General features: G+C 54.9%; 19 protein-coding genes, 2 tRNA genes and 2 pseudogenes. 5 read left to right on the top strand and 18 right to left on the bottom strand.

The window, feature by feature from the left end; all coding sequences use genetic code 11:
* Positions 1 to 44: 44 nt before the first annotated feature.
* The 3 genes from GSD1FS_RS02820 to GSD1FS_RS02810 all read right to left on the bottom strand — a co-directional run bounded on the left by GSD1FS_RS02820 (position 45) and on the right by GSD1FS_RS02810 (position 2,023).
* A complete protein-coding gene (locus GSD1FS_RS02820) occupies positions 45 to 308 on the bottom strand; it encodes a hypothetical protein (protein WP_155588285.1) in 264 nt (87 codons plus the stop codon).
* Positions 289 to 1,503, bottom strand: a complete 1,215-nt coding sequence (locus GSD1FS_RS02815) for a zinc ribbon domain-containing protein (protein ID WP_196425009.1) — start codon at positions 1,501 to 1,503, stop codon at positions 289 to 291. Before GSD1FS_RS02815 ends, GSD1FS_RS02820 begins: the two co-directional genes overlap by 20 nt.
* A gap of 304 nt (positions 1,504 to 1,807) precedes the next feature.
* Positions 1,808 to 2,023 carry a hypothetical protein gene (locus tag GSD1FS_RS02810; RefSeq protein ID WP_155588283.1) on the bottom strand — a complete coding sequence of 72 codons (216 nt, stop codon included), beginning with the start codon at positions 2,021 to 2,023 and terminating at the stop codon, positions 1,808 to 1,810.
* A gap of 250 nt (positions 2,024 to 2,273) precedes the next feature.
* Between GSD1FS_RS02810 and GSD1FS_RS10120 the strand changes: the two genes are divergently transcribed.
* Complete coding sequence (locus tag GSD1FS_RS10120; protein ID WP_281349825.1) at positions 2,274 to 2,399, top strand: hypothetical protein; 126 nt, start codon at positions 2,274 to 2,276, stop codon at positions 2,397 to 2,399.
* 39 nt (positions 2,400 to 2,438) lie between these two features.
* On the opposite strand, the gene GSD1FS_RS02805 is transcribed toward GSD1FS_RS10120, so the two are convergent.
* Positions 2,439 to 3,488, bottom strand: coding sequence for a LacI family DNA-binding transcriptional regulator (locus GSD1FS_RS02805; RefSeq protein ID WP_155588282.1), 1,050 nt, complete (start codon positions 3,486 to 3,488; stop codon positions 2,439 to 2,441).
* Between the two features lie 342 nt (positions 3,489 to 3,830).
* Between GSD1FS_RS02805 and GSD1FS_RS02800 the strand changes: the two genes are divergently transcribed.
* Together GSD1FS_RS02800 and GSD1FS_RS10370 are read left to right on the top strand one after the other, a co-directional pair.
* Positions 3,831 to 5,600: a glycoside hydrolase family 13 protein gene (locus GSD1FS_RS02800; RefSeq protein ID WP_155588281.1), complete on the top strand. Its 1,770-nt coding sequence runs from the start codon at positions 3,831 to 3,833 to the stop codon at positions 5,598 to 5,600.
* Between the two features lie 50 nt (positions 5,601 to 5,650).
* Positions 5,651 to 7,011 (top strand): annotated as a pseudogene (locus GSD1FS_RS10370) (ABC transporter substrate-binding protein).
* Between the two features lie 319 nt (positions 7,012 to 7,330).
* On the opposite strand, the gene GSD1FS_RS09475 reads toward GSD1FS_RS10370, so the two are convergent.
* The 11 genes and pseudogenes from GSD1FS_RS09475 to GSD1FS_RS02740 form a co-directional block, all read right to left on the bottom strand.
* Positions 7,331 to 7,543 carry a hypothetical protein gene (locus GSD1FS_RS09475; RefSeq protein ID WP_196425008.1) on the bottom strand — a complete coding sequence of 71 codons (213 nt, stop codon included), beginning with the start codon at positions 7,541 to 7,543 and terminating at the stop codon, positions 7,331 to 7,333.
* A complete protein-coding gene (locus GSD1FS_RS09470) occupies positions 7,543 to 9,486 on the bottom strand; it encodes a DUF262 domain-containing protein (protein ID WP_196425007.1) in 1,944 nt (647 codons plus the stop codon). The genes GSD1FS_RS09475 and GSD1FS_RS09470 overlap by 1 nt, the downstream gene beginning before the upstream one ends.
* A complete protein-coding gene (locus GSD1FS_RS02780; RefSeq protein ID WP_155588280.1) occupies positions 9,483 to 9,641 on the bottom strand; it encodes a hypothetical protein in 159 nt (52 codons plus the stop codon). Before GSD1FS_RS02780 ends, GSD1FS_RS09470 begins: the two co-directional genes overlap by 4 nt.
* Positions 9,638 to 10,681 (bottom strand): DUF7834 domain-containing protein, encoded by a 1,044-nt coding sequence (locus GSD1FS_RS02775; protein ID WP_155588279.1) that lies wholly within the window; start codon positions 10,679 to 10,681, stop codon positions 9,638 to 9,640. Before GSD1FS_RS02775 ends, GSD1FS_RS02780 begins: the two co-directional genes overlap by 4 nt.
* A gap of 29 nt (positions 10,682 to 10,710) precedes the next feature.
* Complete coding sequence (locus GSD1FS_RS02770; protein ID WP_155588278.1) at positions 10,711 to 11,205, bottom strand: DUF262 domain-containing protein; 495 nt, start codon at positions 11,203 to 11,205, stop codon at positions 10,711 to 10,713.
* Between the two features lie 452 nt (positions 11,206 to 11,657).
* The gene (locus GSD1FS_RS02765) at positions 11,658 to 13,988 is read right to left on the bottom strand and encodes a DEAD/DEAH box helicase (protein WP_155588277.1); all 2,331 of its coding nucleotides are present in this window, start codon (positions 13,986 to 13,988) and stop codon (positions 11,658 to 11,660) included.
* Between the two features lie 34 nt (positions 13,989 to 14,022).
* Positions 14,023 to 15,352, bottom strand: a pseudogene (locus GSD1FS_RS02760) (ATP-binding protein).
* A gap of 9 nt (positions 15,353 to 15,361) precedes the next feature.
* Positions 15,362 to 15,640 (bottom strand): tellurite resistance TerB C-terminal domain-containing protein, encoded by a 279-nt coding sequence (locus GSD1FS_RS02755; RefSeq protein ID WP_155588276.1) that lies wholly within the window; start codon positions 15,638 to 15,640, stop codon positions 15,362 to 15,364.
* A gap of 11 nt (positions 15,641 to 15,651) precedes the next feature.
* Positions 15,652 to 17,313: a TerB N-terminal domain-containing protein gene (locus GSD1FS_RS02750; RefSeq protein WP_196425006.1), complete on the bottom strand. Its 1,662-nt coding sequence runs from the start codon at positions 17,311 to 17,313 to the stop codon at positions 15,652 to 15,654.
* Positions 17,314 to 17,785: 472 nt separating this feature from the next.
* A complete protein-coding gene (locus tag GSD1FS_RS02745; RefSeq protein WP_155588274.1) occupies positions 17,786 to 18,532 on the bottom strand; it encodes a YgjP family zinc-dependent metalloprotease in 747 nt (248 codons plus the stop codon).
* Positions 18,533 to 18,621: 89 nt separating this feature from the next.
* Positions 18,622 to 19,191 carry a DNA-3-methyladenine glycosylase I gene (locus GSD1FS_RS02740; protein WP_155588273.1) on the bottom strand — a complete coding sequence of 190 codons (570 nt, stop codon included), beginning with the start codon at positions 19,189 to 19,191 and terminating at the stop codon, positions 18,622 to 18,624.
* Between the two features lie 120 nt (positions 19,192 to 19,311).
* Here GSD1FS_RS02740 and GSD1FS_RS02735 point away from each other — a divergent pair.
* Positions 19,312 to 19,385 (top strand) — tRNA-Ile (locus GSD1FS_RS02735).
* A 31-nt stretch (positions 19,386 to 19,416) separates the two neighbouring features.
* A tRNA-Ala gene (locus GSD1FS_RS02730) sits at positions 19,417 to 19,489 on the top strand.
* Positions 19,490 to 19,935: 446 nt separating this feature from the next.
* Here GSD1FS_RS02730 and GSD1FS_RS02725 read toward each other — a convergent pair.
* The 3 genes from GSD1FS_RS02725 to GSD1FS_RS02715 form a co-directional block, all read right to left on the bottom strand.
* Positions 19,936 to 21,321, bottom strand: coding sequence for a zinc ribbon domain-containing protein (locus GSD1FS_RS02725; protein WP_196425005.1), 1,386 nt, complete (start codon positions 21,319 to 21,321; stop codon positions 19,936 to 19,938).
* Between the two features lie 147 nt (positions 21,322 to 21,468).
* Positions 21,469 to 21,900 (bottom strand): large conductance mechanosensitive channel protein MscL, encoded by a 432-nt coding sequence (gene mscL, locus GSD1FS_RS02720; protein WP_155588271.1) that lies wholly within the window; start codon positions 21,898 to 21,900, stop codon positions 21,469 to 21,471.
* 297 nt (positions 21,901 to 22,197) lie between these two features.
* The gene (locus GSD1FS_RS02715) at positions 22,198 to 25,329 is read right to left on the bottom strand and encodes a glycosyl hydrolase (protein WP_246165731.1); all 3,132 of its coding nucleotides are present in this window, start codon (positions 25,327 to 25,329) and stop codon (positions 22,198 to 22,200) included.
* Positions 25,330 to 25,469 lie beyond the last annotated feature (140 nt).

Below are 25,469 nucleotides of genomic sequence, written 5' to 3'. Positions count from 1 at the left end.
CGCAAAGCGTCTGCCCTCATGTGCAAAGCCGTTACTAAATCAAATCATTTCTTAACGTTTTTTATAACAGTTTGAAGAACCTTCGGACCGTACTTTTTGACTGCCATACCACCCAGCGCGACGACACCTGCGATTCCGAATCCTGTCTCTGCGCACTTCATGTCACAGCGATAGCAGTAATCGCTCTTTCTCTTCAACGAGATTCGCTTACCACACGAAGCGCATTTTCGGCTTTTAGTCGTTTGTGCTTCTGTGGTCTCAATCTCTTGCGCGTCATCGTTATTGTCTTTATTCTTCTTCTGGAACATCAGCAGAAACTTCCTTTTCATCTTCAATCTGCTTCGAATCAGTATCCTGAACACTAGCAGTAATGGCATCTGCCGTATCTCCGGCCTCCAGCTCAGAATGCAGTTGCTTCGTCCGCTTTATAATCTGCTGGAATTGTTCAATCAGTTTCTGCCCGCCTACCTCTACGTCAAGAGGTCCGTTGAGATCTAGCAGCGTATTCTCATCATCGAGCCTTCGATCTTCAACAAATTCAGCGAACTCCAGAAGACTCTCTTGAGCAGCGTCTACCTGGTTGAGCAGTATGTGACCCTGGCATTCCACCTGTACCATGTTCGCTATGGCCACAAGGTCTTGCATAGCGTCCGACGCAGCTTTTTCTGCAAGGTCAGCGTTCCCTGTCACCACATTCTTTGCAATGGCGAAAATGCCACTGTCATTCCCCTCAATCACACGCTGACGTTCAACAAAGTTTCTCATCAGTGTGCGCTTTGCATCTGTAGCCGTGGAGAGTGCTACACGGACATATTCATCGCGAGCGCGACCCTCTGGAATCATCTGAGCCTGCCGCAACTTGTCCCATGCGCTATCTGCAATCGCCAAGCGATCGTTCTGTAGATCCTTGCTCAGCGATTCAATCATTTCACCCATGTGCTCTATCTGCGCGGCAACCATCGCGATTGCAGCTTGGGTCTCCAAATGCCGCAACGAATGCAACAGCTCCGGATTAGAGGCCACCTCTTTGAGGCGCACCTGCTTGGCGAAATGGCCTTTCTCATCGAAGAGAACAGGCAGCAGGCCACCTTCGCTCTCTTTCAGAACAAGCTTTCCTTCATCGATAAGCTTGCAGTAATAAGCAGGAAGATCGGCAACCCACCGAGTTTCCGTTTCATTCATCGCCATAGCACGAATAGCTTCCGCAAGCGCGGGAAGCGCCACTACAAGCCGATCCCAGCTGCCCAGCAATCTGCCGAGTCTCTTACTGTCAGCGGGAGCCAGATCTACAAGCTCGATTTCTGACATCTCTTCCTCATCCTCTTCCTGAGCATTGAGAGGATCCCAACGGGTGATTGCCATCTTCACCGACAGCGCAGGTAGATACTCGTCTTGCGTTGCGATGGACCGTGTATTATCTTCGCTTTCAAAACCGCAGTACGGGCAACGTTTTGCACGGTCGGAGATATTAGTTCCGCATTCGGGGCAACGGATCATCGCCATATGATTCTCCTGTGAACAGCAACAGCAATGTATTCCAGTATATTCGTAAGCTTTCGAAAGATGTATGTAGGAGCCAGAACATGAACAAAAGAGTTGCAAGTCACCGGCACTTTTCATCGAGCATCCGATTACATTCCTCATCCACCAACGTGCACCGAATATACCTCTCACTTACGAGGCGACATTATCCGAGATATCAGCCGCTATAGCGGCCGGAAAACCGCTATATTGACCCATGCATACAGAGTAGTATGCCCACTAATGTCACCTTGTAAGCAAAATTACCGCGAAATGCCTGCGAAAATCACTCGTCAGAGTCTGCGCTATCTTCAAGCTGCTCGCTGTGCGACTTCCAGATGTCGAGCACGGTCATTCCCAACCAGCCCAACGCGAGCGCGCAGAACATGCGCGAGCGTCCCTTGGCTCCCGAACGACTGTATGCAGACGACGCGGAACTGCACGCCGACGCCGCAGCGATGTACGGCAGCGTCCTATCAGTGATCCAATCCGTAAGCTTCATGATTCCTCCTCGATCATGGCAAATATTTAGCCAAACTAAACCAACGCCTTCCATTGTAAATACACTTACGCACACCAGTTATAGAACGAGTCCGCATCGCTTATCATCCTGAAGTATCATCCTCAAGGTTGAGAGGGCGGCAAGAGCGCGCGTAGATTCATCCGCAAGCCCGATTCAAACAACGGACGAGCCCACATACAGTAAGAACCATCAAGCAAACAACAGGCCAACAAGCAGAAAGGAAACGGCCATGAGCATGATGGATATGATGATGGGCATCGGACTGGCAACCAGCGGCATCCCAACCACAACGACTGCCTCGGCCACTACCTTGATGATGATGACCGACGCCGAAACCGCCCGCAACAACAACTGATCTTCCAAAAACAAACCTATTGGCTGGCAGGAGAAAAACTCAGGAGTCGGAGCGGCCCGTCGTTTCGCGCAACACGATTGTTGGCTCCAACGACTCATGCAAAGCGCCAACATGCACATCAGTCGGAATGGGCTTTCCCAGTAGCTGCAACACTTTTGCGGCAGCCATGCGCCCTAGCTCCACGGGGTCTTGGTGAATGGTGGTCAGGTCTGCGGCAACGGCGATGTTGGCGTCATCGAAGCCGATCACCGAAACGTCTTCCGGCACGCGTAAATGCTGGCGTCGAAGCTCTTTGACCAGCGCGATCGCCACTGCATCGGTTTCCGCGCACACCGCCGTGGGATGCCTCTGCGACGACAGCAGTTGCGCCACCAATTGCGAAGCGAGCTCCGAAAGCGGCAAGGGGCGCTCGTGAGGCTCGGCAGACACGATGTCGATATGGTCTTCGTCGTATCCGTTCTGCTCTGCGGCCTCCAGGAACGCCTCCGTGCGCTGGCTCGTGCTGTACACCATGTTCGTCGGAATGTAGTCAACGGCAAACGCGATGCTGCGATGCCCCAACGATTTGAGCAGGCGCACAGCCTTCTCCATGCCGCCGAAGTTGTCGGCCTCCACTGACGCATCGCAGAACGACGCCGACGGAATGTTGACGCCAACCGAGGGCATATCGATCCCCTTGAGCTGTTGCTGCAGCGTTCCGTCGAGTTGGAACGACGAAACAATGATCGCATCGGCATTGCGGTTCTTCGGCAGTTGTGCGAAATACGCGTCCGCCTCCTCTTTGCCGAGAATCACCGCAGGCGAGACGTCGTATCCCTCCGGATCGAGCACCTCATACACACCTTCGAGCACGTTGGCGTCAAACCAGTCATTAAGCTTGCCTGAGCTCAGCAGAATCACCCGCATAGTTTTGCCCGACGCCAGCGATGACGCGTTCTTCGACAGCGTGAAGTTGAGCTGATCCGCCGCCTGCTCGACCTTCTGCCGTGTGCGCTCCGTCACGTTGTCGGCTCCGTGCAACGCGCGCGACACCGTGGCTTGCGAGACGCCCGCCAGCTTCGCCACATCGGCAATAGTCGATCGTGCCATGCGCCGCTTCCCCCAAATCTACTGTGATTCTCGCTATGATTCTTCGCTGAATTTGCCGAGAGCATTCTCGCAGATTCGCTACAAATCATGATTATGATCATCGCTTCCATATTTGCTAATCGTTGATTTTACAAGCAAACACTCCGAAGACACTCCCGATTTGCAACCTCAAAATGTAAGCGTTATCATTCTAAGCAACAACTCAGTCAACGAAGACACAATCTCTGATTACTGAAGAAGTTGCCAAAGAAGAGAATATAACTGAATATATAGTTAACTATACAAATTCAGTCAAAATGTAAGCGCTGTCATAGATGACACGCACACGAGAGGGAGACGACGATGACACAGCAGACAAGCTCACCGCTGCACAGTGCAGACGCGCAGTGGTGGAAGCAGGCCGTTGTATATCAGGTCTACCCGCGTTCGTTCAAAGACACGAGCGGCTCCGGCCTCGGCGACATCGCCGGCGTGACCGAACAAGTGCCGTATTTGAAAAAGCTCGGCGTAGATGCCATCTGGCTGAGCCCGTTCTACCCGTCACAGCTGGCAGACGGCGGTTACGACGTCGACGATTACCGCAATGTGGACCCGAACTTGGGCACAATGGACGACTTCGACGAACTCGCACGCGCCGCACATGAAGCCGGCCTCAAACTCGTCGTCGACATCGTGCCGAACCATTCGTCGAATAGGCACGAGTGGTTCAAGGCTGCGGTAGCGGCAGGCCCCGGCTCCCCCGCGCGCGACCGCTACATTTTCCGCGATGGCCGCGGCGAGCATGGCGAACTGCCGCCAACAAATTGGATCGCCAGTTTCGGCGGCTCGGCATGGACTCGCGTGCCGGACGGCCAGTGGTATTTGCACATGTTCACCGCCGAGCAACCGGACTGGAACTGGAAGAACGCCGACGTGCACGAAGACTTCAAGAAGACGTTGCGTTTCTGGCTCGATCACGGCGCAGACGGCTTCCGCATTGACGTGGCGCACGGTTTGGCGAAAGATCTCGACCGCGACGATCTCGACGATTTCAAGATCATCGGCGACGAAACAAGAATCACCGACGGCACACATCCGCTCTACGACCGCAACGAAGTGCACGACATCTACCGCGAATGGCGCACGGTGTTCAATGAATACGATCCGCCAGCATTCGCCGTGGCAGAGGCCTGGTGCCCGCCGAACCGCCAATATCTGTATGCTTCTCCAGACGAGCTCGGCCAAGTGTTCAACTTCGAATTCGCCAAAGCCGACTGGATTCGCGACAGCTTCCACACCGCCATCGAAGAGGGTCTTGCAGCCGCCGAGCGCTCAGGATCCACATCAACATGGGTGATGAGCAACCACGATGTTCCCCGTCACGCCACGCGTTACGGGCTTCCCCAAGTCCCCTCGGCGGCACACCACCAATTCGTCAAGGATTGGCTGCTGCGCGACGGCACGAGCTACACGGAAGATCGCGAACTCGGCGCACGCCGCGCACGTGCCGCGATTCTGATGGAGCTCGCACTGCCCGGCTCTGCCTACATCTACCAGGGTGAGGAGCTTGGCTTGCCCGAAGTCGCCGATATTCCTTGGGATCAGCTCGAAGATCCGACCGCGTTCCACCGCGTTCGCGCGCAGTCCGAAAAGGGTCGCGACGGCTGCCGCGTGCCGCTTCCTTGGACTGCGGACGGCACTTCGTTCGGCTTCTCTCCGGAAACCAAGCGCGCCGGAGTCGGCGTCTCGGCTGACGAGATCGGCACTGCGGCTGAGAAGCCGCATCTTCCGCAACCCGCTTGGTTCGCACACTACGCAGCCAGCGAGCAAGACGATGACCCCGATTCCATGCTCAACCTATATCGCGAAGCCCTGGCACTGCGCCACGAGCTCATGCCCGCAGACACGTCGCTGACCTGGCTTCGCGAAGATCGTTCCTCCGGCAACGCAGACGGAGCGAACGGCCAACTCGGCGGAACGATTGCGTTCCGCCGAGCCAATGGCTGGGTGAGCATAACCAACTTCGGCGCCGAGCCAGTCGATCTGCCCGACGGCGCAGTGGTGCTGATGTCCGCGCCGCTCACCGACGACGGCAGATTACCGCAAGACACCACAGCGTGGCTGATGCAGTAAATAAAAGAATTATAATAATTTATTTTTATAATAACGAGGAAAGAGAAATTATGAACCGCAATATCACAAAGATAATCGCAGTTGCCACAGCCACCGTGCTGACAGCTTCGCTGGCAGCGTGCGGCGGCAATAGCTCGGATTCCGAGAATGGGCACGTCTACTTCATGAATAACAAGCCCGAAGTAGTCGACCAATACAAGCAGCTCGCAGAGATGTATACGAAGAAAACCGGCGTCAAAGTTGACGTGCAGACCAGTGCGTCGGGTTCGTATGACACGACGATGAAGTCCGAACTCGCGAAGAGCAACGCGCCGACGATGTTCAACATCTCCGGTTTCGACCAGTTCGCCAAGTACGAGAACTATGTCGAGCCGCTGCAAGACACCGAAGTGTTCAAACTGCTCAACGACAACGGTAAAGCGTATTCCTACACGATCGACGGCAAATCGTACACGCTGCCCTACGCCGCGGAATGGTACGGAATAATTTATAACAAGAAAATAATCAATGACTACTGCAAAAAGATTATGCGGTGATCAAGAGCGCCGATGAAATCAATAATTATGACACGTTGAAGAAAGTCGCGGAATCCATTCAAGCGCACAAAAGTGATCTCGGACTCGACGGCGCGTTCACTACAGCGGGCTTGGACGCCTCCGATACCTACCGTTTCACCGCGCACATGAGCCGCATTCCGCTGTATTACGAATACAAAGACATGAACACGACGTTCTCGAAGACCATCAAGGGAACGTATCTCGACCAATACAAGGATCTTTTCGATCTTGAACTGAAGAACAGCCCGACCGAACCGACGATGGTCAGCTCGAAGACCTACGACGACGTGACATCCGAATTCTCACTCGGCAAGGTCGCCTTCTACCCGAACGGCGTGTGGGCATATTCGCAGATCAAGAACAACAAGGTCGCCGACGACGACCTCGGCATGCTGCCGTACTACATGGGCATCAAGGGCGAGGAGGCGAGTGGACCTGCGGGCGTGTATGACGCAAGCTGGGCGGTGAACAAGAACGCTTCCGAAAAAGACAAGAAAGCTACACTCGACTTCATCAAGTGGATGGTCACCGACGATTCGGCCAAGAAGATCCTTGCCAAAGACATGGGCTTCTCCGTTCCGTTCACCACATTCACCAAGGACTACCAGCCTGAAAATCCGTTGACCACGGCAGCACAGGCCTACACGAAGGCGGGCAAGACCGAGGTTCGCAGCTTCACGATCCCAGACCAGCAGTGGCAAGACGATCTCTCTTCGGCTTTGCTGGCATACGCTCAAGGAACCGGAGACTGGGGCCAGGTCAAGGATGCATTTGTGAACGGCTGGGCCACCGAATGGGCTAACAACGAGGAATCGCTGGGCTCCGTTCCGCAGGCTCAGAAGTTCAACGCCTGACCTTCTTTCTTCACCTGTTCCCTCCACCCACAGGTTACGGCTCGCCTCCCTTGATTTTCCGGGCGAGCCGTAGCCAGCACCCTAGCTTCACGGATTCGCGGTCATGCGAAGGATCTAGTTTCTCCACCCTTCATCCTTCTCCTAGTTTCTTCGTGTGACCGCCCGTGAACCACACAATATTCTTCCCTTCCCCTTCTCTCATCAGTACAAGGTGGTTGGGGCGAACACGCTTCTGTCCGCCCCAACCACCTTTCTTTACGTTTGCCCTTTGATACTGCCTCATGCCCTCAGCCATCATCCCCGTCAGCAAAATGATGGGCTATGGTTGACGATTATCCGGCTGAATTGCCAGCTCCTTTAGCAACTTGACCCATTTGTTTGTCGCATCTTCAATCTCATCTTTCTCCCATTTCTTCAACAGCGTTTCTCCTGCCATGAATTGGAATTTCAGACTTTGACTGGCTATATCGAATTCCTTCACCTTGGCCGGTGGAAGCAAATTGTTTCGCAATGAGTTCTCTTGCGTAGACATTAAGCACAGATTGCCAAAAGAGTCTTTGTCTTCGGGTGATGGCTCATTCTTGTTTTTGTTGCAGACCCCTCTCCGACAACAGGATTCTGCGGATAGAAGTGCTCCACGGAATCCCGATACCGGAATCGGAACGCACTGACATCTAACGGCTTCCCTCGTTCCACTCCCTCTTTCCTAATCCTCTCCTTGAGTTCGTCGAATTCAACGCGCACCTTCTCGCAGATTTCAGAAGAAGCCACATTCTCGGGCCCTGCCAGCATGTTCCACAGCGCATAGTCGAGGTAGTTGAAGATGAAATGATTCGTCTTGACACCCCGATTCACCGTTTCCCTGATTCGCTGCACGGATTCCTCAGGACCGCTCGACTCATCCAGACCCAGCACACTACGCAAACGCTTTTGCGCATACTCTTGCAGGTCTCGCTGGAACGCTTCATCACCAATAACAATCGCATGCTCATCACGCACTTGCTTGAACAGCCACTGCAACATCTCTTGCAGAGCGTTCTTATAAGTTCTGCCCGATTCCGTTACCTGGAACATCGACTGAAGCATAACGATGTTATTTTGCGTCGACGGGTTCCTCTGTGATGATGTTTCAGCTGTCTCAACATCTCCGTCATCTGCTCCGAAGGAATTCACCAGCACATAGCTTGCATTTCTCTTACTGTCCACAGTCTTCTTGTATTTCTTCAGAATCCAGTCGTAGTCGTTTTGACCGTCATCGGCGCTGCTCTTGATGATGTAGTTGTCAAACAAAAAGCGCCCCAGTAACAGCTCGGCAGCAAACTCACGAACGCAGTCTTCGTTGGCATCATTGATGAGATATGTATCAAAATTGTTCAGCAGCCGCTGGTCATCAAGGGATACTTCGTTTTGTCCACCACTGGCTCCATCCGCCACATCCCCATGCTTCCTATGCATATAAACCGACAGAATCTGCAGCAGAAAATTCGGGAAGTCGATAATCGGGCGATAGCGCGAGGGATGATCTTCCACCTCCGAAACTTTCCTGATATCCGTAGTTTCAGATTCATTGTGCTCTGAAATTTCACCTAAAATATCTTCAATACTTTTCAGCTCATGATATTCTTCGCCGGAGTCCTCACCATCGGTCGCCGATGCTGTGCCAAACAAATCTTGTGATGTCAACTTTTCAGGAGAACACCAGTCCCCGCCGAACCAGCGCTCGCGCATATCTGTTGCGACATTGGCTTGCACGTAGTGATCCATGTCGGCGCAGGCGTCCCAAATCTGGGAGAATGCCTCTCTATCCGACTTCTTGTTCAGTTGAGACATCAGTCGTGCCTTGACGATTTCATGCGCCTCAAGCTGCTGACCGCGCGTATTCATAATTTCAAAGTAGTGATTGAGATCCGTTTTAGCGGGCAAGAAGTCTCGCACGAGCTTCACGTTATTCTTCAAATAATTGCAATACTCTGCTGAATCATCGCCTATATTCTGCTCGAAATACTGATGAATCCGGTCGTAGCCGTCATACAACGATTGAGCTACAGCATCTCCCTTCTGAGCAGGGGTATCAGCGTTTCTCCTCCGCAACTGCTGCAATGCACGCGTGTATTGGTCACGGCAGTCAAACTCCAATGTCATGTTCCATGAATCCATTGCAACTGACGGCTGATCCTCCGAATTTCTGTTCTTCAAATATGAGAAAAGCAGATACAGGGTGGTGAGTCGCTGCTGGCCGTCGATCACCGTGCATACGGTTTTGCCATCTCGGTTGTCTTCATGAAGGACGAGCGAACCAAGATAGTATGCCGGGCTCCCCTGCTTCCGCGCGTTGCTAATGTCACTGAGCAAGGTATCGATTTCATCCCGACCCCATGCATAGGCGCGCTGGTAGATCGGCACGACGTATGTTCCCTCACCAGTGAATAGATCACCAAGAGAAACGACATCGGATTTCTCGACTATTTCACTCATTGCGCGTCTCCATCATTGTTATCTGATTCACTATTGGCAGATGCAATCACCGGCTGAATAGCCGAAGAAATCCATTTGAGAATGTCATCTTTTCTTGTAAATTCAAATAAACCATCAGAATACCAATGCCAGCTCTTACTTTCGTGTCTGGTCACATGTTTTTGCTCAAGCAGTTGGAAGAGCATCCAGCGGTCGGTAATTCCTTGCTTTGCAAGATCACGAAGTCGATCGGCAAGTTGGTCACGATTCTGAACACCCTGAAAAGGCGCACCATATTCTCGATCTCCATCGCTGCTTGTGCCATGCGAAGAATCCGTAATTTTTTATACAGTTGCAATAGATCCTCATTTCGAGGTATATCTTCAATCCTTTCGTCAAGCGAAATACCGAGTACATCTTCGGGAGCCTTTGCGTTGCGAATTATCTCGAACATGCGCTGGTTCCCGTCGTATCGTGTCGATAACGCGAGGGCGTAACTATTTACCGATGCAAATCCCAAACTCCTCAAGAGCAGTCGTAAACGTGCGGCATACAGGAAGAAGAGACGAATGGCTTCATTCAAACACTGCTCGCCAAATCGGTCTACGTAATAGAGCAGCTCGCAGAAGAACAGATCCTTCACCTGTCTGTATCTCCAATTAGTAGAAGCCTTGGTCTGCATAAAGTCGAATATTTCTCCGGATGTCTCATTCAGTTCAAGTGTGGGCTCTCCCCACAAACCGAGGTTTCTAGCCAGTTGATAGTAGTGTTCGGTGAATTCAAAGAATGTTTCACCGTTGACGACTGGCTGATCAATTTGGAACGGATACTCAAGCTGAGACGCGACTTTTGATCGCTCAAGCACACCATTATCGCGCTTATAGTTGTTCACGCACTGCCGAGCCAGCAGGTAAACCTTGCTCCAATTATTTGCTGGATTTTCTTGCGAAATACTAACGCCCTCGAACAGCGGGATTTGCGCGGCTGTGAAACCATATTCGCGAATCGAAACGCCGTGCGACCACTGTTTAGCCCTATACAAAAATGCGTTGAACAGATAGTGCAACCCAACGGGAGGTATTTGCTCCCATTGGCGCACCAGCTCATATTCGCGAGCATGAGTAACGCCGTCTTGCTCCATTTGACGGATGTGGAACGCCTTGAGTAGATCAGTAGGATCGAGTGCTTTGCCACGCGCGTTCTGCGAATCGAACATCTGAAACGCTTCGGAGAGCTCGTGCACAGTTACGATAAGCACTTTACAGTGATCCAAAGGTAGTCATAAAATTGCTGAGCATACGTGTCATCCCAATTATTAATCGCGCGCTCAACCGCTTGCTCGTTGGCTTGAATATTGCTCACTGTGGTGGGATTAGACACAATCTGAAGATGAGCCGAAATCTTTTTATCTTCACTAATCTTAAATCTGTTCTGCAAAGCATTGAGCAAAATAGCGAAGGTGACTGTGCGCTGCTGACCATCAACGAGATTATGCGTTTTATCTTCTTCATGCATAATGACTGTGCCGATGCGGTATTCGTCATAACTGCGCGAGAACAGTTTGATGTCAGAAATCAGCTGACGAACATTGTCAGGAGTCCAAGTGTACGGACGTTGATAATCCGGTACGGTCAACTCTTTGCCGGTAAGTAGCTCACGAATGGTTGAGGTTTGAACTTCCACCCCTGTACTGTTCGTGGAATCTTGTTGCTCGCTAGAATCACTTTGATCATTCGTCATGCCACACCGCCCTATGCCGAGATATATAGCCGATTATAAAGCGAGAGCAGCGTCTCATAGGCTATCTCGCTTACGAGGCGACATTAGTTGGGGCATCGGCAAGTACAAACGATGGAAAAGCGCAGAATCTCAAAGGTTCTCAAACGCAGTATTTTTGATTTTCGATAATAATGTCGCCTCGTAAGCAAAATACCCACTCGTGACTCAAGTCGTGGTCGCCTCCAGTGGGCTATCCACCCTCCTCGCGATCCCCTAATTTTGCTGGTGGGGATACAAAACCATCAACCTTCTAAGTAGCTGGAGTCACAAAAGCGCTATTTTCCGCCATTTTCCCCACTTATCTACTTGAGTCCTTGAGGGTTTCATATCCCCACCAGCAAAATGGGACCGGACGCCGCCACACTCGCAGTGGTGCGGAGTGCTCGCGGGGGTGCAGGCGCGCTCGCCACCGGCTACTCCTGTGCTGATGGCAATGCCCGATTGCCATGATGCTCTGAGGCACCGGAATCGGCTCGGCTCCACGAGGCGACGGTTTTGCGCATTTGCGCTATGTCGAGGATGGAATATGCGAATTCCTTACGCACCAGGCTGGTTGGCAGGTATTCATCGTATTTGTCGAACACCGGCACCTCGGCTGGATAGACGAGCGTCATCGGGTCGAAGTCTCGCATCGCCTCTTCGGTGACGATCTGGAAGAACTCATCACGGCTCACCTTCATCTGGAACGTGATGTAGTAAGGCCGCACGGACTGGAAATGCGAAAGTCCGAGCCGCTCGGCGCAACGAATCCGCAGCAGGCGTTCCAACGCCAGGAACGCATACGTTCCAGTCCACGGGAACAGGCACCACGTATTCGCGCCGACATTGACGAGCACATCGCGATCCAACCCCGCCGCAAACGCCGTGCGTCGCGCCTCCACCAATCGTGCGATGGCATGCGGACCCAAATACGGGTACGCCTCCTTCTGTGTGAGCACGCGGTGCATGCGCTCAAGGATCTTCGGATCGATGTCTCCAGCCACATCCCCGAAATACGCCGGAATGCGCCCTTTCACCTGATGCACCCAGAGTTCGTGCCGTTGGTGGTCCACGCCTTCCACAATCCACACGCGCCCCGCAATCGCCACCTTCTCACCCACCGGAGGCGGCGAAACGAGCGTGCCGAGCTCCTCACTACCAGCGTGCACGGAGTATTCGATGTTCTCTTGGAACACGGCGAGGAACTTGTGGTTGTTGACGATCCGCTCGCCCGCCAACCCGAGCACGAGTCCGCCACCCTCGGTCCGCTCAATGTGATCCTTCGAGATCAGGTGCCGCAACAGTTCGCGGTAATCGTCTTGACTCACGTTGTGGAACGCGGCGAGCGTGAGCACACGGCTCGCAAGTTCGGCGGGCGTCATCTCGCCGCCCGACGCAAGCGTGGCCATGGTCTGGTGGTACAGCAGACTGTACGGCAACCTGTTCGGCCGCGGCGGTTCCACCCAGTGCTCCTCCGCGTAGAGCTGCACGAGCGCAATACCTTGCAGCAGAGGCCACGGAATCCGTTCCGGCAGTAGGGCTCGCGGCTCAACGTGCTCTTCGCGCATCACGAACCACATCTCCGGTGGCTGCCCACGCCGACCTGTGCGACCCATGCGCTGCAAGAAACCCGACACTGTGAACGGTGCATCGATATGAAACGCTCGCTCCAGCTGCCCCACGTCAATGCCGAGCTCAAGCGTGGCCGTCGCGCAGGTGGTGGTGAGCGAGTCCTCGTCTTTCATCAGATCTTCGGCACCCTCGCGCACCGATTGCGAAAGGTTGCCGTGATGAATCAAGAACCGATCCGGCTCGCCGCTCGCCTCGCAATACTGATGCAGCTGCTGGCACACGGCCTCGCACTCCTCGCGCGAGTTCGTGAACACCAGGCACTTCCGCCCGCGCGTGCGGTCGAAAATATACAGCAAACCCGGATCTGCGAGCACGCCGAGACTCCTGCGCGCCCCGCTCTGCTCCGCCTGCGCACTGGTGTGCGCATCGGACAGCTCACCGTCTTGTTCGCGCGCCGCCTGCTCGAGCGGCGTGCCGTCAGTGGCCTGCGGATCCTGATTGTAGAAATGCTCCATCGAGAGCCGCCACGTCTGCTTTCCCTGCTCGAAGCGCGGCACAACAGTCGGGCGCCCCGAGTTCGCGCCGAGGAATCGCGCGGCTTCGCGCGGATCGCCAATCGTGGCAGACAAACCGATTCTGCGCGGACGCACGTCCGCCAGTCTGCTCAATCGTTCGATCAAACAGAACGCCTGTGCTCCGCGGTCGGAGCGCAGAAATGAGTGCAATTCGTCGATCACAATGAATCGCAGATCTCCGAATAATCTTGGAATTTCGTTGTGCTTTCTCAGGAGCAGCGACTCGAGCGATTCGGGTATGATCTGCAGCACACCGCTCGGGTTGCGTAGCAGTTTGCGTTTCGCGGTCTGGTTCGCGTCGCCGTGCCAAGCGGTGACGTGAATATCCGCGGGCTCGCACAGCGCGCTGAGTCGCTCATGCTGGTCGTTGATGAGCGCTTTGAGCGGCGCGATATACAGGCACCCGATCGAAGTGCTGGGGTGTTCATACAGCTCAGTCAGAATCGGCAGAAACGCGGCCTCCGTTTTGCCCGACGCCGTGGAACTGGTGAGCAGCACGTTCGACTCGGTGTTGAAAATGGCGTCTGCGGCCGCGGTTTGCACCGGCCGCAGACTCTGCCACCCCTGCTCGTAGATCCAGTCCTGCACGAACGGCGCGTACTGTGCGAACACATGCATGATTACTCCATAATATAAAGTTATTTAAATTTACTTAAATAGTAAATTCTGCAAATTCTTCTGTTGTTTTATTAGAAACAACGTCAGACTGCGCATATGTGAATTCCTGCGAACCGAGCAGTCCACTGACGCTCATATTCGGATGTTGCTGCAGAATATCGAGTAGCTCAATGAAATCGCGGATGACTTCGCGTGGCGTGATGGTGTGATCCGCGCCGATTCTACCGTATTCAATCTGAATGAATTTCGCGAGATCCTCGTCGGTGAGCGTCTGCTCGTATTGGAACAAACTCGCATGCATTTGCGCGAGTTTGCCGACGAGCACGGTCATCTCCTCGGCACTCAGCGGCTCGAGGTAGATGAGCGGCGCGGCCATGTCATGACGTCCGTCGCCGGAGAAGCGCCCGCTCGCAAGCCTACTGCGGAGCGCCTCGTAGCTGAACACACCCCGCCGTTTATCTTCCACGGCCTGCGGGGTGCCGCACATGAGTACACCTAAATATCTTGCTTTTCCTTGCAATACATCGTTATATATTGCAAGTATTTTTCATAATTATATTGACGTGAGATAGCGTTCGGAATTTTCGACAGATTCACGAGCTCGTCGATCATGATGTAGAGTCCTGCATACCCGGCTTGGCGGAAAAACACTGCAAACAATTTCAGGTAATCGTACCAATCGTCGTCGGAGATGATGACGGAGACGCCGAGCTCGTTCTTGGCATCGGTCTTCCGCTCGTATTCGCCGCGGAACCACTTGAGTACCGCCGATTTCGTCGCCTTGTCATCGGCGAGACTCGCACGATAATATTTTCCAATAATTGCGCAAAATCAAATCCGTGCACAAGTTCGTCGAGCGAGCCGATGGTTTCGCCTATTTTCTTGTCAACTGCCTGCGTGAACGCCGGATCTGACGGGTCGAGGCCGGTTTCTTGCGCGGTTTGCTGCTGCACCGAACTGATCCAGCGGTCGAGCACAAGCACGAGCGCGCCACCCTCAGGCTTGGTTTTCGTGGCGAGGTTGGCGACGAGCTCGCGGTACGTGGCGAGTCCCTGGCCGGCAGTGCCGTGCAGACGGCGGTTCGGGGAGAGATCGGCGTCGACGACCACGAAACCGCGGTCCATCACGTAATTGCGCAGACTCTGCAGCAGGAACGACTTGCCGGAACCATAGCGCCCGACGATGAAGCGGAACGAGGCGCCGCCGTCCGCGACTATGTCCACGTCATGCAGCAATGCTTTTATTTCCGCGGTTCTGCCGACCGTGATGTATGGCAGGCCAATGCGCGGCACCACACCGCCCTTGAGCGAGTTGATGACGGTCTGCGCAATGCGGCGCGGAATTCTACGTTGTTGCTCAGGCATGATTCTCCTTTATTCAGATATGTTCGCGAGTATGCCGCGCACGTCGGGCACATAGTCTTCGATCAGCGCGGGGTCGCCGTTGTCATCGGTTTCCAGCACGCTGTCCGCTACAACGTCGAACACTTTCTCGTTGATCGAGTCGGCGAGCACCGACGGCAGCAGATGCTTGGCGAGCAGTTTCGGCTTCCACTCGGCGGGCGGCTCTCCTGCGGCGAGCGCGCGCAGCAACAGCAGTTCGTCGGGAGACAGCTGCAGATCTGTTTCGGAGTTCCCAGAGTTTTCCGGCATCTCCGAATTTTCTATTGTCTCAGTAACCTCAGCATGTATCGCATTTTCAACAGAGCATTTTCGCCATACTCTGAGAGACCTTGCAATTCTTGAGATTCAGACTGACAGAGCTTTTCAGTCTGCACTTCTTCAGTTGCCGTCCTATCTTCAGTCACTGCCTCACGCTCCGCTTCGAGCTCGGCTTCGGTGAGCAGGCTGTCGCGCGTGCCAGCGGCAGCTTCACGAATCGAACTGAGACGCGTGAGATCCACGTGAATTGGCGGATGCTCCCGCTCCCACTGCTCGCGGTCGAGCTGCGTCTTGAGCTCAGTCAACGCGCGCTTGATTATCTGACTGCACGGCGGGTGACTACCGCGCGGTTTGAGAGCGCGGCCAGTGTGCCAGATTTGCCGACCTACGCGATCTACCTCATGCAGCAGATTGTTCATATTCGTGCGCTGGAACGCAACGGGCTCGTATGTGTTGATGTACCAGCGTTTGTTCTCATACGTGTACGAGCACGCGGGATCGACGCTGACCCGCCGCTCGCCTTGCGGCATGCGAGCGGCGGCACGAGTACGCGAGAAGACAGCTGTGCTGAACAGCGAAACCGGGCGCGCGTGCTGCATGGCGATGTAATTGTCGAAGAAGCTGCTCGGCTCGGCGGGATCGCGATCTGCGGCGATGGCGAGCCATGCGGCGGCAAGCGCGCGGTCATACAGCGTGAGATTGCTCGACGACTGCGGCACTAGCTTGTTGAGCGGCGACTTGCTCGCGTTGTATGAGCTCAGTGAGCGCAGCGCGTGCACGATCTGCTCAGCAGTGCGGTTTTGCGGCTGTATGAGCGTGGCATACGTTTCGTCTTCGCTTATTTGCGCGCCGAATTGTTCACGCATGCATTCTTCGGGCAGATCGTAGGCGATGACCATATCTCGCAGCCAACTATTGGCGTAGTAAGCCATGCTCTTGTCATACTGATCGACATAGTGTTCGCGGAACTCGTTGAGACGGCGGTATGCGTCGGTCATGTTCTGCACACCGATGCCATTGAGCAGCTCGTACACATACACGTAGGCAGTCGACGAGGACGTGGGCACATAGTCGCCGTGGCGTATGCAGGTGCGCCAGGCGAAGTAGCCTTTGAGCTGGCTGACGGTCATGTCGCTGTACACGGGAAAGAACTCATTGAACGACGAGTCGAAAGTGCCCTTGGGCTCATAATCGGCCATGTATTCAGCTTGTTCGAGGAACTCTTCGGTGCGCTCTGGATCGTGCGAGAAGCGGAACATGCCGACGAGATGGCGGATTTCTGGAGGGTCGAGCGGAGTGGCGTCGAAGGCAGTGGCAATCGACGTGGCGTTGTAGCGCTCCTCGTGATGCGTTTCGTGGAGCACTCGGCGCAGCTGTGCATAGGCGTCTGCCCGCGCATCCATTCGCGTTCCTGCCCGCGCATCCGCCCGCACGCGAGACGGGGTAGGTTGCCTAGAAACAGACGCAGCGAAATGGTTGCGCAAAGCATCAGCATCACGCATTTTCGGCGAAGGAATTGCTGAACTAGTGAGCTCACGTGGAATTGGTTCAGCGCCGTAAACGATGCTGGATTCAGTGACCATGTGATCAGCTTGCTCGACGGCGGCATCGTTACCATTGAGCGAAGCCTCATACCCAGCGGCACCGAACACACCCTTGCTCATGCCGCCTCCCACCTCAACGCATACTGCCATGTCCAGCGAAATCACCAGTATACCGCATTTCGAACAAATGTTCTACCAAACAATGCGTTCAAACCACGCGTTGCGACTTTTTGCCAGCATGCGACCGCAACGCAAGCACTGACGCCCCAACGCAGAAAAGTATAAAAGTATAAAAAGTATAAAAGCGCTACCCAAAGCGAAGAGAATGCACAGCATCAGCTCGCACGTTCCGTCCACAACCAACAACGGCTCGCCTAATCGCTGGGGGAGATATAAAACTTCCGAACGCCGGAGTATCCGCATTGCCAAAAGCGCTAATTTCCAACGTTTTACAAAACCGGCTACTCAAGCCCTACACGGTTTTATATCCCCACCAGCAAAGTGAGGTGGCGAAGGCTTCACTCAACGATCAACCTTGTGCGCCAACCACCCTTGCCTAATTGGTCACTGAGCCAATTGACAGTTGAAGTAATCAGCCTTTGAGCTCGGCGTCGGCGAGCAGCGTGCAACGGTTGAGTTCACGACGCAACTGCTTCCAATTCGGCAGATAGTCGGTCATGCGCGCTTGGAATGCAGCACCGTGACCGCTCTCCCACAAATGGGTCATCTCATGCACGAGCACATATTCAAGGAACTTCGGATCCATCAGCCCGAGTTGTAGATTCAGGCGGATCCTCGCGGTTTTTGGCGTGCACGAACCCCAGCGGGATGACATCGTGCGCAAGGTGATGCGACTTGGCGAGCGTCCGACGACAGGCTCCCATTTGCGAAGTAGCGCGGGCAATTGCTGTTCAATCGATTCGCGTGCACGCTCCTTATACACTTCGTTCCACGTGAAACTATCGCCAGAAGGTGCACCAACGTCGGTGTTCCCGCGATCCCCATGTGCCATAACAGAGCTCGAGGGAACATTGGAATCCACTTCAGTCGAAGCAAACGTACGCTGACGAGCCTCCGCCATATTGCGCAGCGCTTCTTCGATCCATCCTCGACGTTCGCGCACGAACGACACGATCACGTCTTTGCTCATGCGAGTCGGGGCGGTGATTTCGATCATGCCATACGGCGGTTTCACATGCAGATACATATTGCGGTTGTTCTTGCGCACCACCGTCACCTGCAGGCCGTCGATATTGAGTGTTTCACGGGAAACAATTGCACGACGCGGCTGCGCACGCCTAGAAAATGAACGGACTCGAGGCATTCCACGAAAAGACATAGCTGATATTATCGAGTTCAATTCGGACAAATGTTCGAATTACACCCTTCTTCGCGCGCACTCAACCACGCAGATCAATGTTCAATACTTCAACGCTGAACTTTATAGAGATAGCACTCCGGCTCATGAGAATTGATTATTCCTGCCGCTTGCAAATATGAATACATGATCGTCGGTCCGACGAACTTCATACCGCGCTTCTTCAGATCTTTCGACAGCGCATCCGACAACGGCGACGTCGCTTGACCGACTTCATACACCACTTCCCCGTCGCTCCAATTCCATAGATAGTTCGCGAAACTGCCATATTCCGCAGCAATATCTCGGAATATATTGGCATTGCTCACGGCGGCTTTGATCTTCGCGCCGTTGCGAATAATGCGTGAATCGTTCTTCAGATCAGCCATTTTCCGCTCATCATACGCGGCGACCGCGTTCACATCGAAATTATCGAACGCGTCGCGGAATCCTTGGCGTCGGTTCAGAATGGATTCCCAGGTGAGCCCTGCCTGGAACCCTTCGAGTACGAGCATTTCGAAGAGCTCATGGTCATCGTGAGTTGGCACGCACCACTCGGAATCGTGGTAGGCCACATATGCCGGATTATTCAGATTCACCCAAGAGCAGCGGGATTTGCCGTCGTCAGTGCGCTCAGTCATACGACCAGCATAGGCACACTTCCACGCGCCGCAGAGCGACACGCCGAAGCAGCACCAAGTTGCGCGCTTAGTCGAACGAGTGTATTCTATCTATCTGTTGCGTCTCGCACGTAGCGGTTCGGGCCCGTAGCTCAGGTGGTTAGAGCGCATCCCTGATAAGGATGAGGTCGGAGGTTCAAGTCCTCCCGGGCCCACGTGGAGAGCATTCTCACGTGCTTTCCCGTTGGGGCTATAGCGCAGCTGGTAGCGCATCTGCTTTGCAAGCAGAGGGTCACCGGTTCGAACCCGGTTAGCTCCACTAGCGGTAACCGTTGAAAACATTGGGTTTTCAGCGGTTTTTCTATTATTTGCCCCAACCCGATTTCAAGCCGAAATCGGGTCATTTTTGGGCGTTTTTCGCACCTCAAGGCGCTGAGATTGCGCTGAAGACAACACTACGACACGCCGAGCTTTTCAACGGTTGAGGCAAGAAAACTCATCTCAAGTGTTGCAGAGTCGATGCAATCGCACGCTGATGATTTCGGCACTGCACAGTTCCTCACGGCACGCTCGGCACACACAGCCAACCACAGAACGCCTGATATATCAACGTTTTGCCGCACACCACGAGACTTTTCATCGCACGCGGCACGCACGCCCAATGCATGCAAAATCGCAAGCTAATCGCACGCGAATCGCACGACAAGTTGCCCGCAAGTTGCCCGTGCATGAAAAACACGCGCAGCTATCTCACACCCCGCAAGCTCACAGCCCAGTGGCGTGCGCGGGTGGCGTCAACGTCGGCGCAACCGCCTCCAGGATCGGATCGCACTGCGGCTTGTTGCTCTCCGGATATTCGAACGACACCGAATACACCACGCCCTCGCGCAAGATATTGCGCACATAATGAATGGTGCTGCCGTCCTTCCAGCTGGCCACCACCACGTCGCCGTCCACGAGCGAATAACTCACGTTGTAACGATCGCGATACGTCTGGTCGAAGTATTGCTGCGGAGTCAGCGTCGTGTGCATCGCAGCCGCCGTAATGGTCATGTTCAGCGAACTGTTCACAAACTCTTTGCCATCCCCGTTGTCAGATTCAGGTTGCGCAGCGAAATCGCCCGGCACAGTCACCGTAAACCCATATCGCGAGTTCGCATACGTCTGCGTGGCAGAACTGCCCGCAGACTGCCCTGCCGAGCTGTTGCCATCAGTTTGCCCACCAGTCTGCCCCTGCGTCGACTGCTGCTGAGACTCCGTTCCCGCCGACTCAGATGCCTGCGCAGATTCCTGCTCGGCTTTCTGCTGCTCGGCTTTCTTCTTCGCAGCCTCCTCTTCCGCAGTTTTCTTCGCCTTTTGTTCTTTGCTGCTCTGCACGGCATTCATGGCCGTCTCGAGCGATTTGAAATCGCTGGCCTGAGACTCACGCCACGATTGCGCGCGACTCGTCACCTGCCGCAGCGCCTCCGCACTCGCACTAGCGGGGCAAGAGAGCCCGCTTTTATCTCCGGTGATCTTCTGATATTTGTCGAGCGCAGATTTGAGCTGCTTCACTGTGCTCGCATCAGTGACTTCACTGTTCGACGTCTTCGCCAGCGTCGCCGCCTCCTCAACCTTCGCGGCGTTCTCTTCGGTCTGCGTATTGAGCGCATCGACTGCTTGCTGGCACGCGGACTGCGCTGCCGCGACTTCAGACTTGCGGCGCGAAGAGACATACCAGAACACTCCCCCGCCGATCAGCGCGAGCACCACAACGATGGCCGTCACGATAATCCATACGCGCTTTCTCGACGGCTTGTTCGCAGACTGCTGCGTACCACCGTCTGGTGCACCAGAGCCGATGCCTCCGGAATTACCCGCAGGCGGCAACGGCGCAGACGGAAACACCGTGTTCTGCGGCGGCAGAACCGGAGATGGCTGCCCCGCTGGCTGAGTTGAGTTCTGAGCTGAGTTGTCGAGCGACGGCATATGAATGACCGCCGTAGGTGTTTCCGAATAAATCAGCGGATTCGCTGAGGAACTCTGCACAGAGGAGTTCGCAGCATGCGACTCGCTTGGCATCGTCACGGTATCTTCAGGAGTTCCCTGCACCGGATACCCACAGTTTCCGCAGACCGTCGCACCTTCTGGAAGCGGCTGCCCGCAATTCATGCAATACCGCATCGTCCCTCCTCGCTCCACGCTTGCATTATATCGGCGATACCTCTCAGAATCACCCCATATAACGCAATTGCCCGCCAAACAAGCATATTTTGGCGGGCAATTGCGTTAGCGAAGCGCTTTTCAAGTTATTTCGGTTCACACGTGCTGTTCTTTGAGCGCGTCACGAATTTCCTGCAGCAGAATCACCGTCTGCTCATCTGGGCTGAGCTCCGGCTCCTCTTCGACCACGCTGCCGTCGTCGTTCTTCCTGACCTTCGCCATGGCCTTCTCAGAAAGACCGCGCAGCTTATTGATCGGCACGATGATGCAGAAATACACGGCAACGGCGACGGCGAAGAAGTTGATCAGCGCGCCGAGCACTGCGCCGAACGAGACCGTTGAATTATTGAACGTGAACGCCAGCAGACCGCTCATATCTTGCTTACCGAAGATCATGGCGATGAGTGGGTTGATGACGCTGTTCACAATGGAGTTGACGACTGTGGTGACTGCTGCGCCCATGACCACGCCGACTGCCATGTCGATCATGTTGCCGCGGGCAATAAATTTTTTGAATCCGTCGATCATATTTTTCTCCTGACTTGTGGAAATACTTGTATTATTACGCAAATATATGCAATCTGTCTGACGTTTTCGCTACTGCAAGATGCTCACTTCCAACCGATATATACATCGGTCGCAAAAGGGTCGCGCGGCAGATGACCTGCCGCGCGACCCCATCGAATTGCACAGTGCTGAATTACACAGTGCTGAATATCAGACTCAGATTTACTGGTGCCAGATCACGGGTAGCCGGTAGTAACTACCGGCTACCGACTGACAAACGGCAAATGGCTGCCTCTTGTCAGCACGCCAGCGAGCGCACTAGCGATGCTGGCGGGATTGGCGAGCCCATGCCAGCGTCACAGCTCCGGCGAGCACCAGCGCCACCGCGACGGCCACAACCACTGCGGTTGACGAGCCGGTGCTGGCGACCTGCGAGGCCTCGCTCGCCGCAGCATTGCTTGCAGTTTCTCCAGCTGGTTTGTTCGTTTCGCCGGCAGTGTTGCTGCCGCCGGTTGACGGGTTGCTCGGCTCAGTCGGCTGAACAGGCGTGGTCGGCGTAGTTGGCTCCTGATTGTCATCTTGCGCGAAGTTGATCGGGCACGTGGCTGGATCGCCAGCGGCGATGTCAGCGGAATAATCAGGGGTTTCCGGTTCGGTCGGCTCAGATGGCTCAGTCGGCTCCGAAGGCTCGGACGGCGTCTCGGAGGTGTTGCCATCGGATGGCACGACCTTCAGGTCGTCGATGCCGAATTCCACAGCCGGATCATCTGCCCAGGTGTTGCCGGCAACAACGATCTCCTTGATGAGTGCGAGGTCATCGGCCTTCATCGTCTTGCCTTTGTTGGCGTCTTCAGGCCACGACTGCGTGAGCGAAGGATTGCCCACCAAGTCGATCTCGATGTTGTTCCAGCCTTGAGGCATGGCGGAATCGAGCTTCTGATCGACGTGGAAATACTTGCCGTCGGCGGTGCCGATCTGGATTGCCATGGCGTTGTTGGAGCCGTTGTTCTTCAAACGGAACGTGAGCTTGCCTTCGCCGGTCCAGTTGTTGCGGGTCGCATCGTTCTGGATGAACGTGGCAACGTCGTACCAGCCGCCCTCTGGGTGGGAGTACTTCATGTATTTGTTGCCATCAGCTTCAGTTTCGAGCGACAGCACTTCAGTGTGGCCACGGTTGCCCCAGGCATCCTGCAGTGCGGCGGTGTCGGCATACGATTCGAAGTCGTCGAGCGTGATCGGCTCGGCAGGCTCCGAAGGCTCGGATGGCTGCTCTTCCGGCACGTATGGGTCGCGTTCACCGACGAGCTTGATCGAATCGAACACGATGTCGCCGGTGCGCGGACGCCCAGCACCATCATGCAGCTCGTTGTCGTTGTCGTTCACGTAAATCGCAAAGGAACCGACCTTCGAAAGCAGCTGCTGGCTTGGGGTCTTGCCGGCATTCGTGGTGTCCCAGCTGGCGACCTTCCACACGTCAGGATCGTCGAACGGCAGCTCGATGGTCTGCGCTTCCGTGCCCTTGAGCGACGGGTATGCCTCGAAGGTCACGCCGTTGGCGTTCATCTGAATCACGAGCTTGTGATCGGAGCCGTCTGGCTTGTAGAACATGCTGATGCCGGTGTATTTCGACCAGTCGCGCTTCGGATCGAACGAGCGCGCGTAGCCGGTGTAGCCCGGGTTCGCGTTGTAGTCGTAGTGCAGATTCACGGCGTTGCCGTATTCAGCACCTTCAGGGCTTGCGACGAGCGTGAAGAAATCGCTCTTGCCGTTGTTCGGAGCGTATGCGGCATTCAGCTCGTCATCGTTGTCGTAATCGAAATCGTCGATGACGTTCTCGGCAACGGCCGGAGCCTCACCGAGCTTGATCTCAACCGTGCCATCGGTGCCCTCCGGCGACTTGAGCAGCGTGCCGTCGTTCAAGGCAATCTGCGGGGTGAGCTTGAGCGTGCCGTTGTCGAGCGCGATGCCAGCCTTGGCAAGGTCAAGTGTGCCGGTGAGGTAGCCATTGCAGGTGTAGGTGAGCGGAACGGTCACGGCATTGCCGTCAGCGTCTTTGCGGTCAGTCACGATGCCGTTGCTGATGACGTATGGAGCCTTGTCGGTGTTGTCGAACTTCACCTTGCCCATGTTCACGTCGTCCACCTTGACGCGAATCGCGATCTCGTTCGAAGTCACGCGGCTGCCGTTCGTCGGCGTCACAATGCGTGCGGTGCCCGTCTTCGCGGCAACTGCCGGAGCATGCGAATAATCCACATTGCTCGCGCTTGCCATCAGCTTGTCGGAGCTGTTCGCGAACTCCACGAACTCAGGTTCGGCGTCCTGCCCCTTCCACGGCGTGTATGCCTGGAAGTTGTCTCCGGAACCGCCGAAGTTCGCCCACGTCATCATGTATGCAGTGTTCGGGGCGTTCTGAGCGAGCGCATCGCGCAGTTCCGAGAAGAACTGCTTGTCTTTTGTTTCAGTGTCTTTCTTATAGCCGCGCGCACCGCTGCGACCGAACTCGGTGAAAGCCACGATCTTGCCGCGCTCGGTGGCCTGATCGTTGATCATCTTCATGTCTTTCATCACCGGAGCGAGCCAGGCAGAGGCGTCGTCTTTCTCGTTGTCGCTGTCGTAGGTGTCGTAGCCGAGCACGTCAACGTAACCGTCGCCCGGGTACGTCTTCAAATAGGCGTTCGCGTTGCCGTCGAGCGTGCCGCCCGGCGAATACGCATACAGGAAGTTATGCACGCCCTTGATGTCACGCAAATAGTTCACGGTGTAGCGGAACAGTTCCTTGTATTCATCTGCTGTGGCGTGCGTCGCGCCCCACCAGAACCAGTTGCCGGTGTTCTCGTGCAGCGGGCGGAAGATAATCGGAATCTGCGTGCCGTCTGCGCGCTTGGATTCTTCGGCTACTTTGGCGATGCCGTCGAGCATCGTGTTGAACTTGGCTGAATACGCGCCTCCCGGAAGCAGATCGGCTACGACGCGCGTCGTATCATCATAGTTTCCGCCGGTTTTCGGGTTGCTCCAGTGCGCGGACAGCGTGACGATCGCACCGAGTTCGTCGGCTTTCACGATTTCGTCGGCGAGCAGTGCGGCGTTGGCGTTCTGATCGGAGCCACTGCCCGGCTTTTCGCGACCTTCGAGCACGAGTCCGGCATCCCAGCCGAACACCGCGGGGTATTTGCCTGTCATTTCATACACGTCACCCTGCGTTGCCGTGGGGCTGATGTGCTCGTCGGTGGCGTGCTGCTGGCCGAAGCGCACGTCGCCCGCCTGCGTATCGCGCAGTGACGCGAACAATGCGCGGGTTTCTGCGGTTGCCTGTGCGTCGCTTGTGTTGACCGCCGCACCGTTGCCTGCGTTCTCGTCGGCGAGCGCCGAGGTCGAGAGTGCCGCCGTGCCGAGCAACGTTGCCGACGCGGCACATAACGCAATCAATTTCTTCATTATTGACTGTGCCAAGGGGAATCCTTCCATCTTCACTAATGAGCATTCGACTTTGCATGCTCATTGGCTGACATTCTAACAACTTAAACGTTTAAGTGCATGTCGGCGTTGTTCAGTTCGCAATAGCTCGAATCGTTGTAATCTCAAGCTTTACA

This window comes from Bifidobacterium canis (assembly GCF_009727065.1).
Taxonomy (GTDB): Bacteria; Actinomycetota; Actinomycetes; order Actinomycetales; family Bifidobacteriaceae; genus Bifidobacterium; species Bifidobacterium canis.
The sequence above is the reverse complement of the archived record's forward strand: the minus strand, read 5'-3'. Positions and strand labels throughout refer to the sequence as shown.